Raw genomic sequence first — 16704 nt, 5'->3', positions numbered from 1 at the left:
CCGGGCCCACTCTTGAATCAAGGCTGGCCGGGCATCCACTCTTTCAACTGCTACAGTGGATCCCCGGGTCTTCGCCCGGGCATGACGTCATAAGATACGACGTCAATTCTCCGCGTTGCGCCCCAAACTCTTGGCCATCACCAGATAGAGCTTGCCGACATCGGCGGTGATGATGGCGGCATTGAGCACCGCCTCCGGGTCTGCCTTGGCCGACTGTGTCAGCAGATCCTCGAACTTCTTCAGATACCGGTCGACGATGTCGTGGAACCGCTCATCGCGCTGATAGCGTTGCTCGATCGCCGGAATGACATAGCTGTCCTTGTTGCGGAACAGGCGGCGGGCAAAGATCGAGCGGTCGCCTTCGCGGTAGCGTTTCCAGATATCTTCCGGGATCTCGTTGTCGAGCAGCGAATGGATGTCGAGGGCAAGGCCGTTCAATTCCTCGATCATCACCGACGCCGCGCGCAGGAAACTGTCGCGGGTGGAGCTGTTCTGCGTCTCCCGCAGCTTGTCGATGCGCTCCAGGGCGATCTGCGAGGTCTTGGCCAGTTCCAGGCTTTGTCCACGGAAAGCTTCGCCCAGCTCCGCGGCCTTTGACTGTGCAAGATCGAGGGCGCGGCCGAAACCTTCGGCCTGGCGCTCGAAGCTCTGCCCGATGGCACCAACCTTGCTGGCGGCGCTCTCGGCGGCCCGGCTCATGGAATCGATGCGCTTGTCGATATCGGTGCCGAGGCCTGCGAGATGCTGGTTCATGCGGGCGGCTGCCTGCGCCAGCGATTCTACCTGGCGGTTGAGAATTTCGCTGGCCTGCTGTGCATCGCCGCGCGCACCTTCGGCGCTGGCCTTGGCGGACAAGGCGGCGTCAGAGAATTCCTTGGCCTGGGCGCGCAATTGGCCGCGCACCTGTTCCGCCATGTCGTGCACCTTGACCGAGAGATCCGAGAGCTCGGTGATCTGTTCGGCGACTGCGGCCTTGACGCCGCTCACCTGCTGCGCCGCCTTCTTGGTCACCTGCGACAAGGCCTCGGCACCATCGCGGAACAATTGGATCGTTTCCTTGGCTTCGCGCGTGCTCTCCGTCGTGGTGGCGCGCAGGAACTCGGCCAAGGTCTGGGCCGAGATGTTGAGTGTCGAGAGCTGATGCTGGCCTTCCTTGCCGACCGCCGATAATTGCTCGACGCGCTGGCCGAGTGTCACGTTGAGTTGCTGCTGCCGCCCGACCGCCTGATCGGTGATGGTGGAGAGAATCTCAGCCTGTGCGGCGAGCGACCGGCCCATCTGCTCCAATTTTTCGCGCGCCATTTCGGATGCTTCCGACAATTGCCGCGCATGGCCTTCGTAAAGGCCGGCCAGTTCCGTCGTGCGCTTGCCGCCCTCTTCGGTGGCAGCCTTCACCAGCTCGCCCTGACGGGCGACGTCCTGGTGCAGCAGCTCGGATTTCTCAAGCGCACGTGTCGCCACCGCTTCCAAGGCGGAAAGGCCATCGCGCATCTGCTGCTGCAACTCGCCGGCCGTCCCCGATGCCTTCTCGGCCGCTTCGCGCAAGGTGTCGGCTTCGGTGCGGAAGACGGTGCCGATGACACGCGCCTCGACTTCGACTTTCTGCGTCACCGCCGACAATTCGTCGATCTGCGTCTGCAGTGCTGTGCGGATCTCGGTGGTGGCGGCCTGCGTCCGGGTGAGCGCCAGGGCAAGATCGTCATTCTGCCTGACCAGGGTCTGGCCCAGCTCAATGGCCTGCAGGCCGGCCGTCTCCGTGGCGGCTTTGAGATTGGCGGCATTCTTCTGCACGATCGCCTGCAAGGCGTCGGCCAGGTCGCTTGCCTGCCGCTGCATGACGCGGCCGGCTTCCAAGGCACGCTCGTTGATCTCGAGGCCGGCAAGGTTGGCAGCCTTGGCCTGGTCCGCCAGCGCATCGCGCATGGCGATGGCGACCTGCGCTGCCTGTTCCGCGGCCTTGCCGAGGATCACGGCTTGCTCGTCGGCGCTGTTATGAAGCCTGCTGCTTTGCGTCACGATCTCGCTGAAGCGGCGATCGATCTCGCCATACTGGTCCGCAAGACGCGCCCGCACGGTTTCGCCGGCACGTTCGCCGGCCTCGCTCAGCGCCTTGCCGTGTTCGTCGGTCACCTGCTCGAACCGCCGGGTACTTTCCGCCATCATGGCGGCGAGATTTTCGGCCTGTACGCGGGCCGAGGCACCGAGACCTTCGGTCTGCTGTACGGCCGCCGCGGTCGCCGAAGCGATCTCCTGCGCCTGCAAACGCAATGCACTCGCAAAATGTTCGGCGGCGTTTTTCGAGGCCGCGATCAGCTCATCGCGCTGGGCATGGGTGACACCTTCGAGCGCTGCCGAGCGGCTGGCCACAGCCTCGGCCGCCGCCACGAATTCATCGGCCTGGCGGCGCAGGATGTCGCGGAAGCCCTCGGCCGCCGCTTCTGCCGCTTCGACCAGGTGGTCGCGCTGGCTCAGGATCGTGCCGTCGAGCGCCGTGGTGCGGGTGATGAGGGTGGCGGTCAGGCCTTCCATGCCGGAAATCTGCCGTTCGATCTCGCCCTTCAGTCGCGCGATGGCGCCATCGCCGGCACTTTGCACGGCACCTGCCATGGCAAGGCTTTCGGCTGCTACCGCATCGCTGAGTTCCTTGACCTTGGCGGCAAGATCCGCCGACATCCGGTTGAGGCTCTCATGATGGGCGCTGAGCTCCGTGCGGATGAGGTCGCTTGCCGCAACGCCAGCTTCCGCAAGGCGCGCGCGCTGGGCCGCCATCGCAGCTTCCAATGCAGTTGCGCGTTCCAGCACCTCGGCCACATTGCCGGTCATTGCGGTTTCGTTGGCGCGCAGGCGTTCGGTGACGCTGTCGGCATGGGCATTCATCGCGGCCTGCTGGCGCTCGATCTCGGCGCGCAGCTTTTCCAGGGCCTGATCGGTGCTGCCCTGCAGGGCGCTGCCAAGGCTGCTGCTCTCGGACCCGACGGTGGCGCTGAGCATGGCCACCTTGGCGGAAAGGCCAGCCGCCATCTCGTTGAGGCTTGCGGCATGGGTCGCAAGCTCGGCGCGGATGAGCTCGCTGGCGGCCGTCCCGGCGTCGGCAAGGCGCGCACGCTGTGCATTCATCGCCTCTTCCAGCACGGTGGCGCGGGCCAGCACCTCGTTCACATTGGCGGTGATGGCGGTCTCGTTGGCGCGCATGCGATCACCCACCGTGCTGGCGTGATCGCTCATCGCCACCTGCTGATGCACGATCTCGGCGCGTAACTTCTCCAGCGCCTGGTCGCCGGCAGCCTGGAGCGCGTTGGTCAGCGCATGGCCTTCGGCATCAACCGCGGCACTCAAGAGCGCCACCTTGGCGGCAAGGCCTGCTGCCATCTCGTTGAGGCTGGCCGCATGCGCGTCTAGCTCGCTGCGGATCTTGCCGCTGGCTTCCGTGCCGGCTTCCGTGAGGCGCAGGCGCTGTGATGCCACGGTGGCATCCAGGGATTTGGTTTCCGCAACCAGCGCCGTGATACCGGCGGTGATCGAACTCTCGTTCTCGCGCAGGCGCTGGGCCAGGCGCTCGGCGGCGCGGTCGGCCGCCTGTTCCAGGAGATGGCCCTGGGCATCGATGGTGGTGCCAAGCCGCCGGCTGGCGGCATCCTGCGCATCATTCAGCACACCCAGACGCTCTTCCTGCCGCTTGAGCAAGATGGCGAAGCGGTCGGCGTGCGCGATGGCCGCCGTGTCGAGCTGGCCGGTTGCCAGATCGACCGCCTGCACGATGGCATTCTGGCGGGTTTCGTTGGCGGCACTGAGCTCCGCGATCTTGGCTGTCTCGGCGTCGATATGCTGGCGCAGGCGCTGTGCCGCAACGTCGGCTGCCAGCGTCAGGCGTTGGCTCTGAGCGTCGACCTGGGTGACCAGGGCTGCCGTCTGTTCACCGGTGGTGCCGGCGACCGCCTCGATTTCCTTCAGCATCGCCGTGAAGCGCTGGCCGATCTGCTCGCCGACGCGGCCGGTCGATTCCTGGAAATCACTGGCCTCGGCGCGCAGCACGGTTTTGACCGCCTGGTTCTGTTCGCTGATCTTGTCCATAAGAGCGCGGATCATGGTCGCCGTGTCGCCGGACATGCGGTCGAGCGACTGGCGGAATTGCTCGGCAGCGGCCATGGCGGCCACCGTCAGCCGTTCGGCCTGGGAGCGCGTGGCTTCTTCCAGCAGGGCATTGTCGCCGCGCGCCCGTGTCGAGCTTTCGTTGACGATGTCGCCGATGCGGTTGAGCGAGGTCACGAAATCTTCCGCCAGCGTCTTAGCCGCGGCCACCGAAAGATCGCCCTCTTCGCGCATCTGGCGCTGGATCTCGGCAGTCTTGCGCATGACCTCGCCGACCGTGGCGGTGGCGGTTGCCGAGACCAGTTCGTGATGGCGGCGCAGCGTGTTGGCAAAGCGTTCGGCGCTCGCTTCCGCCTGGTCGTGCATCTCGCGGCTCTGGCGCTCGATGGCGGCAAGAACCGCGTTGATGCGGGTTTCGGTGGCGCTGGTCGCAGCCTGGATGCTGGCCTGCTCGGCTTCCGACCGGGCGCCCAGCGTCTCGCCGGCAGCTTCGAAGCTGCGGTCGAGGGCCGCGAGATGCGCTGCCATGTTCTGGTCGAGCACGCTGTAGCGGGCGCTCACCTTCTCTTCCGCCTGTTTCAGCGATGAAATCTCGGTCGCGATCTCGCCGCGCATCAGCGAGAAGGCATCGGTGGTGCGCTCGGCCAGACGCGCTGCCTGCGTGGTCAAGGCCGCCTGCAATTCCTCACCGGCATCGAGAGCCTGCGCCTTGGCGGCATTGATGCCCTGCAACTGCAGGGCCAGGGCCTGCGCCACCTCGTTGGCATGACGGCCCGCCTGGGCGGTGATCTCGACCACCACCTGGCGGAGGGCTGCTTCGGCATCGGCCGTGTTGCGCTTGCCGGCCTCGACCGCCTCGCTTGTTTCCTGCGTCAGGCGCTGGAGCTGCAGGTTGAATTCCTTGCTGCCGCGGGCAACGATCTCGCTGATCGTGGCCAGTTGCTGATCGCCCGCCTCGGCCAGGGCACGACCTTCGCGGCGGGCGGATTCGCCGGCCTCGTCGAGCCTGCGGCCGATGCCGGTCAGTTCGTTGCGGAGACCCAGCGTTGCCTTCTCGGCGCTGTCGGCCAGGATCTCGGCCTGGCGTTCCACCGCGTCGCGCACACTGGCGCCATGGTCGAGCACGCGGTCGAGAATGGCGGTGATGTCGTGCCGGCGGGCTTCAAAGGCAGCGACCACGCGGTCGGCAGCGCCCGTCGCGGTTTCCTCAAGGGCCGCACTCTCCTGCTCGGATGCCTGCTTCAGGGTGGCCTTCTGCTCGGCCAGAGTCGTCTGCATGTCAGCCAGCGTCTGGCGCTGGGCGGCCAGTTGCGCTTCCACGGCGCGGGTCTCGGCACGGGCGGCTTCGGCGGCATGGTCGAGATCGCCGCGCTGATGCTGGAAGCGGCCTTCGATTTGCGACAGGGCCGCCGCTGCATCCTCGGTCGCGGCCTTCAACTCGATGGTCTGGCGGCGGATGGCGTCGGCGACGTTGCTGACACGCTGCTCGGCCTGCGGGTTCGGGTAGGTCAGCATGTTGAGCTGCTGGGCGAGGAGCGCCGTCTGCCGCTCGAGATCGCGGCCGCGCATGACATAGCCGATGACCACCCAGACAAAGACCGCTGGCGAAAACAGCGCAATGATGATCTGGGCCAGTTCCGAGGGCAGCAAATCCTGCAGGTTTTCAAAACCGACGGCGTCCGCCACATGCCAGCCATAGAGGCCGAACCAGGCCAAGGTCAGGGCTGCACCGAGCATCACGGCGCGATGGTGATGCCGGGTTCCCGGGTCATTGCCTGCCGCCGCCTTCAGAAGGCCGCGCGCCGTGCCGGTTTCCTGATCCCCTTTACCCATCGCCACAGCCCCTTGAAACGCTCGACTCCGCCCCCCGACTCGGCCGACATGCTGCATGTAGGCCGCGCTCGATCAGCAGCCCCAACCCATAGTTAAGTCGGGAAATGAAGGGATTAGACTAAGCCATTGTTCCAACAGGCGCAATTACCAGCGCGTGACAAGGCCGTAAAAAGAGCGGCCCCGCCGTTTCCGGCAGGGCCGCCCCATCTCTCGAGACCATCCCGCAGGTAAGACAGGGTGCAGGCCTGTGGTCTTCGATCAATGATCGCCGTTATAGCCGCCGCTCGATTCACCGCGACGATTGCCATAAGTCGGCTGCGCCCACCAGGGCTGGCTGGTCGTCGCCTGGCCAGTCGGCTTGTAGCCATTGTTGCCGTCGTAACGGTTGTTATCGTTATGGCGATAAGCTTGGCTGCGCCGGTAGCTCAGATATTTGTCGAGATAACTTTGATACTCGCTCCGGGACAAATGTTTCTTGGGCACGCCATTCAGCCGGTCATAACCGTGCTTTTCGGCCCATTTCCATTCCTTCTTGCTGATCTGTCCGTCGCTGTTCTTGTCGACCAGCTGCCAGGCCTGTTTATCGTTGTAAATCTTGTGGACCTTGGCCGCAGCCGGGCTCGCCGTTGCCAATGCCGCGCAGGCCAGCACGGCCAGAATGGCGGCAGTTGAGCTGAAACGCGTGGCTATCGACATAATCGTACCTTCCATGAATGGACGCCCGATGAGCTATTGCGGGTGAGCGTCGACATAAGGATCCACGGAGAACAACGTAAGAGCCGGTGCAAAGGTTCAATCACGTTGCGGTGACAGGTTTCAGCCCAGGTTTCAGTCCAGGCGTCAGGCCGCTTTGTGGCCGGATTTCTGCAGCAGGCCCAGGATTTCGGCGGCTGCCTTGGGGATATTGGTGCCAGGGCCGAAAATGGCGGCCACACCCGCATCGCGCAGCATCGGGTAGTCCTGGGCCGGAATGACACCGCCGCAGATCACACGAATGTCATCAGCCCCCTGGTCGTGCAAAGCCTGAATGAGCTGTGGCACCAGCGTTTTGTGGCCGGCCGCCTGGGACGAGACGCCGATGACATGGACGTCGTTCTCGATGGCCTGGCGCGCGGCTTCGTCGGGGATCTGGAACAAGGGTCCGATATCGACGTCGAAGCCGAGATCGGCAAAGGCGGTGGCGATGATCTTGGCGCCACGGTCATGGCCGTCCTGCCCCAGCTTCACCACCAGCATGCGTGGCCGGCGTCCTTCAGCCTTGGCGAAATCCTGGATCTGGTGCTGGATGGCGCTGAAACCGGGATCATCGCGATAAGCGGCGCCATAGACGCCGGCGATCGAGCGGATCTCCGCCTTGTGGCGGGTATAGACAATTTCCAGCGCGCTCGAAACTTCACCCACGGAAGCGCGCGCGCGCATGGCGGCGACGGCGAGCGCCAGCAGATTGCCGCTGCCGTCGCGGGCTGCTTGCGTCAGGGCATCGAGCGCTGCCTTTGCCGCCACCGCATCGCGGCTGGCCTTCATCTTGTTCAGGCGCTCGATCTGCGACAGACGCACCTTGCTGTTGTCGATGTCGAGCACGTCGACATGGGTGGTCTCGTTGGATTGGTATTTGTTGACGCCGACGATGATATCCTCGCCGCGATCGACCCGCGCCTGGCGCTTGGCGGCCGCTTCCTCGATGCGCAGCTTCGGCATGCCGCTCTCGACCGCCTTGGTCATGCCGCCCAGCGCTTCCACGTCGGCGATCAGCTTCTCGGCAGCGGTGATGAGGCTCGCGGTCAGGCTCTCGACATAATAGCTGCCGCCCATCGGATCGATGACGGCGGGAATGCCGCTTTCCTCCTGGATCACCAACTGCGTGTTGCGCGCGATGTTGGCGGAAAAGGGTGTCGGCAGGGCGATCGCTTCATCGAGCGCATTGGTGTGCAGCGACTGCGTGCCACCCAGGATGGCGGCCATCGCTTCGATGGTCGTGCGGATCACATTGTTGTAGGGATCCTGCTCTTGGAGCGAGACGCCAGACGTTTGACAATGTGTGCGGAGCGCCGAGGATTGCGGATCCTGAGGGTTGAACTGGCGCATGAGTTTCGCCCACAGATAGCGGGCGGCGCGGAGCTTTGCGATCTCCATGAAAAAGTTCATGCCGATGGCAAAGAAGAAGGAAAGGCGTGGTGCAAATTCGTCGACCTTGAGCCCCTTCGACAAGGCCGCGCGCACATATTCAAGACCATCGGCCAAGGTGAAGGCCAACTCCTGCACCGCATTGGCGCCGGCCTCCTGCATGTGATAGCCGCTGATCGAGATCGAATTGAACTTCGGCATGTTCTGCGCGGTATATTCGATGATGTCGGCAACGATGCGCATCGAGGGTGCCGGCGGATAGATATAGGTGTTGCGGACCATGAACTCCTTGAGGATGTCGTTCTGGATCGTGCCCGACAGTTTCGCCGCTGGCACGCCCTGCTCCTCGCCGGCCACGATGAAGGCCGCCAGCACCGGCAGGACCGCGCCGTTCATGGTCATGCTGACCGACATCTTGTCCAAGGGGATGCCGTCGAACAGGATCTTCATGTCCTCGACGGAATCGATGGCGACGCCAGCCTTCCCCACATCGCCCATGACGCGCGGATGGTCGCTGTCATAACCGCGATGGGTGGCGAGATCGAAGGCGACGGAAAGGCCCATCTGCCCGCGGCGCAGATTCTCGCGGTAGAAGGCGTTGGATTCCTCGGCCGTGGAAAAGCCGGCATATTGCCGGATGGTCCAGGGGCGGTTCGCATACATGGTGGCGCGGGGGCCGCGGGTATAAGGCGAAAGGCCCGGCAGGGTATCGATGCTCTCCAGGCCTTCGAGATCGGCCTCGGTGTAAAGCGGCTTCAGGCGGATGCCTTCCGGCGTCTCACGGGCGAGACTCATCGGATCGGCGCCCTTCAATTCCTGCGCCGCCAACTTCTCCCAATCCGCCAATGTCTTCTTCGGAAACTCCGCCACGACCGCTCCTCCAACCCTGATCCAGCCCGCTTTTCGCAGTGCAGCATTTTCGGCAAGGTAGCAGAGGGAAGGCTGCGGAGTCTAGGCAGGGCCTATTTTGGCACCAGGTGCAAAATCTGGTCCTCGCCATTGTCGGTGGCGAGATAGAGGCTGCCGTCGGGGGCTTCGGCGATGTCGCGCAGGCGGCCGTAAGCGTCGTCGATCAGAATCTCCGACTTCGTAACCCGGTCGCCGTCCAAGGCGAGGTGATAGAGGCGGCCGGTCTTCAAGGCCACGAACAGGATATCGCCCTGCCAATCGGGAAAGGCCGTGCCGCGATAGAAGACGAGGTCGGAGATGGCGATGGTCCGGTCATGTTCGAACTCGGCAATCGCCGGATGATAATCGGCAAGGCCCGGGCAGGCGTCTACGCCGCGGCAATTGGGCCAGCCGTAATTGCCACCCTTTTGGATGCGGTTGAGTTCGTCCTGCGTGTCGGGCCCGTGTTCGGTTGCCCACAGATCGCCGCTACCTGGTCTGAAGGTGAGGCCCTGCGGGTTGCGATGGCCGAAGCTCCACACCGGTGAGTTCGGAAAGGGATTATCGGCGGGCATCGTGCCGTCGCGGTTCAAGCGGAAGATCTTGCCGTTGAAGCTCTGCGAATCCTGCGCCTTCTCGGCATCGGTGGCATCGCCCATGCTGGCAAAGAGGTATCCGTCCGGTGACACGGCGGCGCGGCAGCCATTGTGCCAGTTGGCGCCGGGCAGATGATCGATCAAGACCTGCTCGCCGATGAGCGCATTGTTCTTCAGTGTGAAGCTGGAGAGGCGGTTGCCGGCATTGAACATCGATCCGGTCGAATAACAGAGATAGAGCCGGCCGTTCGTGGCGAAATCAGGATCGAGTGCCAAGCCAAGGAGGCCGGCCTCGCTCTGCACCCGCACCTTCGGCAATCCGGCAATCTTCTGCGCCTTGCCGTTTTGGGAGTCGATGATCTGCAACCGCCCGGGCCGTTCGGTAACCAGCAGCTTGCCGTCCGGCATCACCGCGATCGACCAGGGATGCTCGAGACCGTCGGCGAGGGTGGTGACGGTGAAGGGCGGTTCGGCGTGCGCGGCGTGAGTTAGAAACACGAGGAGAATGAATGCTGGCAGATAGTGGCGCATCATCAGAATTCCTTTGCCCACAAATATGCCCACAAATACCGCAAATAAACACCGTCACGCCCGGGCATGACGATAATGGTGAGATCAATGTGGGGCGCAACACGGCGCCATCAAGGACCTAGAGCTGCATCAAGGCGTCGATCTGGGCCTGGTCGATGACATGGTCGTCGCCATGGATGATGGCCGAGGCCTGGCCGATGAGATCCTGCAGGTTCTGCGAGGCGCGGGCGGCGACGTGGCGGGTCTGGTCTTCATTGCCCTCGGCGAGGATCACGTCCAGCCGCTTGATGGAGATGGCGATGAGCCGGTTCATCTCGCGCACCAGCTGGTCGAAGGGCTGCTTATATTGCGGCGGCGAATGGGGATAGGCCTCGATTGCCAGTTCCTTGTCGGCGATGCCGGAATTGCGGAAATGGTCGGCATAATCCAGGGGCGCCCAGGCCTTGCAATCGTCCAGGCATTCCGGGGCGTCCGGCACGATCTCCAGCAGCATGACGATTTCATTGATATGATTGAGGTAGTCGGTCGCCAGCAGCGACTTTTCATTGACGTTCGAGCCCACCGCGCGCGCGCTCAGTTCGCGGTAGCGTGGGCTGGGATCGTCGCCTTCAACCTGTGGAATGCGCGCGGTCATCCGGTCCTCATGGTCCAAAAAGAACCACGGCGTCAAGAAGATAGCGCAGCCAGCGTGACCCTGGGATAGTTAAGAAATCGCTAGGATCAGAGGTTGAGGCGGTAAAATGTCAGGGGTTCGCTGAAGCCCTTGAGGGCCGCGCGGTCGGCCACCGGCTGCAATCCGGCAAGAGCCGGGGCCACAGCCGGGTCGTCGACCATTTCCTGCGACAGCACGATATCGCCGCCGGCGCTCTGGCCCTGAAGCCGTGCCGCCATATTGACCGTCGAGCCGAAATAATCGAGCCGGTCGTTCAAGGTGACAGCGATGCTGGAGCCCTGGTGGAGGCCAAGCTTGATGACGATCGCCCGCCCATCCTGTCCTTCATCCCGCTTGGCAAGATCGCGCTGGATGGCAAGGGCGGCACGCACGGCATCTTCGGGTCTTGCGAAGGCCGCCATCACCGCATCGCCGATGGTCTTCACGATGGCACCGTCATGGTTGCGGATGATATCGGCCATGAAGGCGAAATGATCGCGCACCAGATGATAGGCCGCGGCATCGCCGATCTGCTGATAGAGCGCCGTCGAGGCCTTGAGGTCGGAGAAGAGGAGAGTGACGCGGCCGACGGTGACCTCGTCGCCCGGCCGCAGCACGTCTTCTGAAAAGAGATCGCGAAAGGCCTGCAGCGCGGTGATCCGGTCCGCTGTCAGGCAATCGGCCATCCAATGCCGGCTCTCGATGATGGCGATGCGCGACCGGCCGGTGTGGTTTTCAAAACGCAGGGTGCCGGCCTTTTGCAATGGACCGGCGCTGATCGCCTCCGCCTCGATGATGAGTGTCGGAAAGGTCTCGCCATCATGCTCGATCTCGCATTCCGGACCGGGCTCCAGCGTGCGCAGGCGATAGGGCCCCTTGATGAGACGGCCGGGGAGGTCGCGTGCTTCGCCGGGCTTCAAGTGAATCTGGGCCCGCACATGGGGCACGGACATCGGTCCCCACATGCAATATTCGCCCGATTCCAAAGGCCGGATGGCCGCTGCGGGCCGGAAGCTTGCTTCGACATTCTTCGAGAAGTCGCGGTCGTAGTCAATGTTGCACGAGCTGCAATGCGCGCCTGTCGGCAGGCGGTCAAGGCCGCCTGACCAGGCCTTGGCCACACGGCAGCGCGGACACAGAATGTCCCAGCGCAGTTCCAGCAAGCCAGCCTTCACCGCCTGCAGGCAGAGCTCGATTGCATGGCGTTCCGGCACCGCCCAATCACGTGCAAGGCCGATTGGGCGGATGTGCCACAGATCGACCTCCTGCGCATTGAGAACATGATGGCTAAGGCGCTGGGCAAGGTGATGGCCGTTGGGTGTCGCCTCGATCTCCGCCACCATGCGCGCGACCTTGGCCTGAATCTCCGGTGTCACGGCGGGCGCCGAATAGGTGAAGATGGTGGGCGTCTCGCCAGACGCAAAGCGGTCAGCCTCCGCCACCATGCGCCCGAACGTCTCGCCGGATGAGGCGAAGAATTTGGTGGCAAGCAGCAGGCGGCCGATCCAATTGCGGGGCGCTGCACTCAGCGTGTAGGTGCCGGTGGCGCCGCCGGTCGCCGGGTCGGAAGAGAGCTGGAGATGAGCGCCGAGGAGCGAGAGCGGTCCGCTGGAAAAGTCGCGGACATGTTCGAAGAATTGCTCAGACACCCAATTGACCGGACGTTCCTGCCATTTGATGTCGAACGGGCCCATCTTGACCGCGCCGAAATAGGCGACGACGCCATCTGGCCCCGGAATTTCCGTGATCTTGTGGCGCGGCAGATGCGCTGCTTCATTGAAGCGCGCGGTATCTGCCAGCAATGGCCAGATGATCGCTGGCCGATTCTTGAAGCGCCAGGTCCAGGATCTGCTGCGAAGCCCGCTCATGATGCTCCTAACCCCGAGGCATTTGTTACGGTGGCCTCACCAGGCTGGATCATATGTCTTTCCGGGGCTTCTTGCCTGGCTTGGATCCGCTTTTCTCCTGCTGCAGTTGCGCGGCGGCTTGCCGCGCCAGGCGGGCCCGCTCGGCATCGACCGTCGGGAAGGCCAGTTTCATGCTCTCCAGCGCATCGATGGCGATGCCGGCCACCACCAGCCGCGCAAAGGGTTTGTCGTCGGCCGGCACCACGAACCAGGGGGATTTCTTGCTGGCCGTGGCGCTGATCGCTGCATCGTAGGCGTCCATGAAATCCGGCCAGCGCTGCCGGTCGCGAAGATCGTCGGGCGAGAATTTCCACATCTTGTCGGGATCTTCGATGCGCGCCAGCAGCCGCTTCTTCTGCTCTTCCTGCGAGATGTTGAGGAAGATCTTGCGCACGACGATGCCGTTGCGGCTGAGGTAATCCTCATGGGCGGCAATGTCGGCCAGCCTTTCATCCCAGATCTTCTTGCCGATCGCGCGTGCCGGCAGGCGCTGATTGTCGAGATAATGCGGATAGACACGCACGGCGACCACTTCTTCATAATAGGAGCGGTTGAAGATGCCGATGCGGCCACGGCGCGGCAGCGCCAGATTGCAGCGCCACAGAAAATCATGTTCCAGCTCGATACCCGCCGGCGCCTTGAACGAGGTCACGTCGACACCCTGCGGATCGACGCCGGACATCACGTTCTTGATGGCGCCATCCTTGCCCGACGCATCCATGCCCTGGAGGATCAGCAGCAAAGAACCGCGCCCTTCGGCGTGCAACCTCTCCTGCAGGCTGGAAAGCTTCTTGCTGCATTCCTTGAGCAGGTCTTCAGCATCCTCCTTGCCGATGAGATGGCCGTCCTTGGCTGCGTAATTCTTGAGCCGGAATCCTTTGGCACGCTCGACCCGGTAGGGGGCGATGAGCTCGCTGGCTTTCAGGACCAGCGCCTGGGCGTCGGCGCTGTTCATGGCGTCACCACGACATTGCCCATGACCTGTCCGCTTTCAACGGCCTCATGGGCTGCAGCGATATCCTTCAAGGGATAGGTGGCGGCGATGCTGTGCTGAAGCGCATTGTTGTGCAGCATGTCGGTGAGGCTTGCCACGGCACGGGCGCGCAGGGCAGGCGGCTGGTTGTAGACGATGAAAAACCGGTAGGCGATGTTGCCGAGGATCGACGGGCCGAAACCAACCATGGCCTCGCGCTGGCTTGATCCATAGATGGCGATGAGACCGTAATCGGCCATCACCTGCGGCAGCCAGGAGATATTGCCGGAAAAGTCGACCTCGATGGCGCGGGCGACACCCTTGTCGCGGGTGATCTGTTTAATTCTGGCCGTCACATCTTCCAGCTTGCGGTCGATGACGAATTCGGCGCCAGCCAATTTGGCATGGGCGGCCTTGGCGGCTGAACTCACCGTGGCAATGACGTTGGCACCCTTGGCTTTGGCCATCTGCACGGCGTAATGGCCGACGGCGCCGGCACCGCCATTGACCAGCACCCAGTCGCCGGCTTGTACGCCGCCGTCGGTCTCGACGCCCTGCCAGGCCGTGAGGGCTGGAATGCCCAGGCACGCGCCGGCTGCAAAGTCGGTGCCGTCCGGCAGCGGGACCGCCTGTTCGGCCGGCAAGGCCACATACTCTGCCGCCGTCCCGAAAGGCCGGTTCCAGCGCGCGTTCCACACCCAGACACGTTGGCCGACACGGGCTTGCGGCACACCGGCACCCACCTGGTCGATGATCCCGGCGCCGTCGCTATGGGGGATGATGCGCGGATATGGATTGGCGGCGCTGGCGGTTCCCACCCGCATCTTCACGTCAGAAGGGTTGACGCCGGACGCCATGATGCGCACCCGCACCTCACCGGCTTGCGGGCTGGGGTCGGGCATGTCGCCGACCTGCAGAACCTCGCGGGCGGGACCCATTTTTTCATAGAAAGCGGCGCGCATTTGCCTTGTCTCCAACCAGAGCGGAATCACTGAAATATCGCGGCGAGAGAGCCTAGCCGAGGCGGCTGGCCAGTGATAGTCTCCGCCGCCGATTCGGAGACAAGATGCGGTCGCTCCACCATTTTTCGCTTCAGCCGCAGTCGCGGCGGGTACGCATTCAGTTGCGCGAGAAGAAGCTCGATTTCGACCCCGTGCCAGAAAAACCCTGGGAGCGGCGCGAAGGGCTGCTGCAGCTCAACCCGGCCGGCGAAACCCCGGTCCTGGTGGAGGAGGGCGGCATAATCATCGCCGGCGCCTATGCCATCGGCGAATATCTCGAAGATGCCTATGTCGAAAATCCGCTGCTGGGCCGCACGGCGGTGGCGCGGGCGGAGACGCGGCGCCTGGTTTCCTGGTTCGACGGCAAGTTCGAGCGTGAGGTGACGCAGAACCTGCTTCATGAAAAGATGCTGAAGCGCCTGCTGGGCCAGGGTGGTCCGGATTCAGGGGCGATCCGCGCCGGCAAGGCCAATATCCGCATCCATCTCGACTATATTTCCTGGCTGGCCGATCGCCGCAACTGGCTGGCGGGCGATGATTTCAGCCTCGCCGACATCGCGGCCGCGGCGCAGATCTCGGCCATCGACTATCTCGGTGACGTCGCCTGGGACCAGCACCGGGAAGCTGCCGAATGGTACGCCCGCGTCAAATCCCGCCCCAGCTTCCGCCCGATCCTCGCCGACACCTGGCCAGGAACGCAGCCGCCACCCCATTACGCGGATCTGGACTTTTAATCGCTATCGTCTTCTCGATCTGCCCCGAGGAACCACCAAGCCTCTCCCCTTGCGGGAGAGGCGGCGAGCGTATGCGAGCGGTGAGGGGGATCTATCAGCGAGTCCAGTCGCCCGATCCCCTCACCCTGACCCTCTCCCGCGAGGGGAGAGGGAATGAGCTTGCCAGCGGACCCAACCGGGCCTGTCGTCAGATTACGCCGCCTGATGGGCGTGCACGAGATGGTCGTAGAGGGCCAGCATGCTGTCGGTCATGACAATGCGGTCGGCGCGTTGGCGGAGATTGTCGATCACCTGCGGGGTCCTGGCTTCCCGCTCGTCGAGCGGCAGCGAGAGGGCGTCGCGGATCGCCCAGCCCAGCGCCATGGCGTCGCTGGGCGGTGTCACCCAAGCCATGGAGCTGCCTTCCAGCACCTCCCTGGCATTGGGGAAGTCACTGGCGACCACCGGCCGGCCCAAGGCCTGGGCCTCAATGATCACCCGGTTATAGGTGGCGGGTTCCAGATAGGGGGCGACGATGAGGTCGGCCAGCATCAGGGCGGCGGCCATATCCTTGACCTCGTCGGCCATCAGCACGCGGTCCTGCAGCTGGTGATGGGTGATTTCCTTCTCCAACTGGGCGCGATAGGCGCCGCCATCGGGCTCGGCGCCCACCAGGATGCACCGCAGATCGAGGTCGCGGATGAGCGCCAGGGCTTCCAGCAGCAGCGAATGGCCCTTGCCCCGCTCGAACGCGGCCGGCGCCATGATCACCGGCAGATCGTCCGGCACGCGCCATTGGTTGGCGAGCTGCACGACACGAGGCGCCGTCACCTGGGTGGGATCGAAACGGGTAAGGTCGATGCCATAGGGCACGACGCTCAGGCGGTGGCCAAGGCTGGGGATCGCCTTGGCGATCTCCTCCGCCGTGCTGTTGGACAGCGTCACCACCAGGTCGGATTCGGCAAAGGCGGTGAGGCTGCGCTTGCTCAACGCCCGCACGCTGGCCGGCCCGTCATGAAAGGTCGTGACCAGGCGGCAGCCGGACTTCTTCGCCGCGGCATGGCCGATGACGGCCAGGCTGGCGCTCTGGGCATGGATGATGTCGATCTTGTTTTCGGCGGCAAAGCGCGCAACGCGGCGCGCGACGTTGAAGCCGGTCACCGGATTGCGGCTGGCCAATTTCATCTCGACCTGCTTCACGCCATAACGCGGCAGTTCATGTGTCGAGACAGTTGCCGTTTCAAAGCCGATATAGGCCGTGCCGCCGGCAGCTGTCACCGCACCGGCCAACTCCAGCGCAAGGCGCGCGCCGCCACCGGCATCGAAATGCGGCACCAGCTGCAACACAGTTGGCGCCCTTCGATCCAAGGCTGGGGTAGTGTAAAGAGGAGGCGCGG

10 protein-coding genes are annotated in these 16704 nt (G+C 63.9%); 1 reads left to right on the top strand and 9 read right to left on the bottom strand.

The window, feature by feature from the left end; genetic code table 11:
- Positions 1–102: 102 nt before the first annotated feature.
- From AC1DWZ_RS06005 to AC1DWZ_RS05970, 8 genes are all read right to left on the bottom strand, one after another.
- Entirely contained in the window at positions 103–5922 is a 5820-nt protein-coding gene (locus AC1DWZ_RS06005; protein ID WP_477167963.1) for a coiled-coil domain-containing protein, read from the bottom strand.
- A 258-nt stretch (positions 5923–6180) separates the two neighbouring features.
- Positions 6181–6618: an EF-hand domain-containing protein gene (locus AC1DWZ_RS06000; protein ID WP_477167962.1), complete on the bottom strand. Its 438-nt coding sequence runs from the start codon at positions 6616–6618 to the stop codon at positions 6181–6183.
- A gap of 144 nt (positions 6619–6762) precedes the next feature.
- On the bottom strand, positions 6763–8916 hold the full coding sequence (scpA, locus tag AC1DWZ_RS05995) for a methylmalonyl-CoA mutase (RefSeq protein WP_477167961.1): 2154 nt from the start codon (positions 8914–8916) through the stop codon (positions 6763–6765).
- Positions 8917–9008: 92 nt separating this feature from the next.
- Positions 9009–10064: a PQQ-dependent sugar dehydrogenase gene (locus tag AC1DWZ_RS05990; protein ID WP_477167960.1), complete on the bottom strand. Its 1056-nt coding sequence runs from the start codon at positions 10062–10064 to the stop codon at positions 9009–9011.
- 115 nt (positions 10065–10179) lie between these two features.
- Positions 10180–10695: a hypothetical protein gene (locus AC1DWZ_RS05985; protein WP_477167959.1), complete on the bottom strand. Its 516-nt coding sequence runs from the start codon at positions 10693–10695 to the stop codon at positions 10180–10182.
- An 86-nt stretch (positions 10696–10781) separates the two neighbouring features.
- A complete protein-coding gene (locus AC1DWZ_RS05980; RefSeq protein WP_477167958.1) occupies positions 10782–12581 on the bottom strand; it encodes an adenylate/guanylate cyclase domain-containing protein in 1800 nt (599 codons plus the stop codon).
- A 49-nt stretch (positions 12582–12630) separates the two neighbouring features.
- Positions 12631–13575: a PPK2 family polyphosphate kinase gene (locus tag AC1DWZ_RS05975; RefSeq protein WP_477167957.1), complete on the bottom strand. Its 945-nt coding sequence runs from the start codon at positions 13573–13575 to the stop codon at positions 12631–12633.
- Positions 13572–14555, bottom strand: a complete 984-nt coding sequence (locus AC1DWZ_RS05970; protein WP_477167956.1) for an NADPH:quinone reductase — start codon at positions 14553–14555, stop codon at positions 13572–13574. The genes AC1DWZ_RS05975 and AC1DWZ_RS05970 overlap by 4 nt, the downstream gene beginning before the upstream one ends.
- Before the next feature lie 104 nt (positions 14556–14659).
- Between AC1DWZ_RS05970 and fzlA the strand changes: the two genes are divergently transcribed.
- Positions 14660–15328 carry an FtsZ-binding protein FzlA gene (gene fzlA, locus AC1DWZ_RS05965; protein ID WP_477167955.1) on the top strand — a complete coding sequence of 223 codons (669 nt, stop codon included), beginning with the start codon at positions 14660–14662 and terminating at the stop codon, positions 15326–15328.
- Positions 15329–15520: 192 nt separating this feature from the next.
- Here the strand turns inward: fzlA and AC1DWZ_RS05960 are convergent, their stop codons facing one another.
- The gene (locus AC1DWZ_RS05960; RefSeq protein ID WP_477167954.1) at positions 15521–16654 is read right to left on the bottom strand and encodes a glycosyltransferase; all 1134 of its coding nucleotides are present in this window, start codon (positions 16652–16654) and stop codon (positions 15521–15523) included.
- Between the last annotated feature and the right edge of the window lie 50 nt (positions 16655–16704).

The organism is Dongia sp. P2_B8, from assembly GCF_056404715.1.
This window is presented reverse-complemented; position numbering and strand designations above follow the sequence as displayed.

Coding starts and splice junctions, on each gene's coding strand:
- AC1DWZ_RS05975 (WP_477167957.1), bottom strand. CDS start 13,575: ATGAACAGCGCCGACGCCCAGGCGCTGGTCCTGAAAGCCAGCGAGCTC.
- AC1DWZ_RS05990 (WP_477167960.1), bottom strand. CDS start 10,064: ATGATGCGCCACTATCTGCCAGCATTCATTCTCCTCGTGTTTCTAACT.
- AC1DWZ_RS05980 (WP_477167958.1), bottom strand. CDS start 12,581: ATGAGCGGGCTTCGCAGCAGATCCTGGACCTGGCGCTTCAAGAATCGG.
- fzlA (WP_477167955.1), top strand. CDS start 14,660: ATGCGGTCGCTCCACCATTTTTCGCTTCAGCCGCAGTCGCGGCGGGTA.
- AC1DWZ_RS05985 (WP_477167959.1), bottom strand. CDS start 10,695: ATGACCGCGCGCATTCCACAGGTTGAAGGCGACGATCCCAGCCCACGC.
- AC1DWZ_RS06005 (WP_477167963.1), bottom strand. CDS start 5,922: ATGGGTAAAGGGGATCAGGAAACCGGCACGGCGCGCGGCCTTCTGAAG.
- AC1DWZ_RS05970 (WP_477167956.1), bottom strand. CDS start 14,555: ATGCGCGCCGCTTTCTATGAAAAAATGGGTCCCGCCCGCGAGGTTCTG.
- AC1DWZ_RS06000 (WP_477167962.1), bottom strand. CDS start 6,618: ATGTCGATAGCCACGCGTTTCAGCTCAACTGCCGCCATTCTGGCCGTG.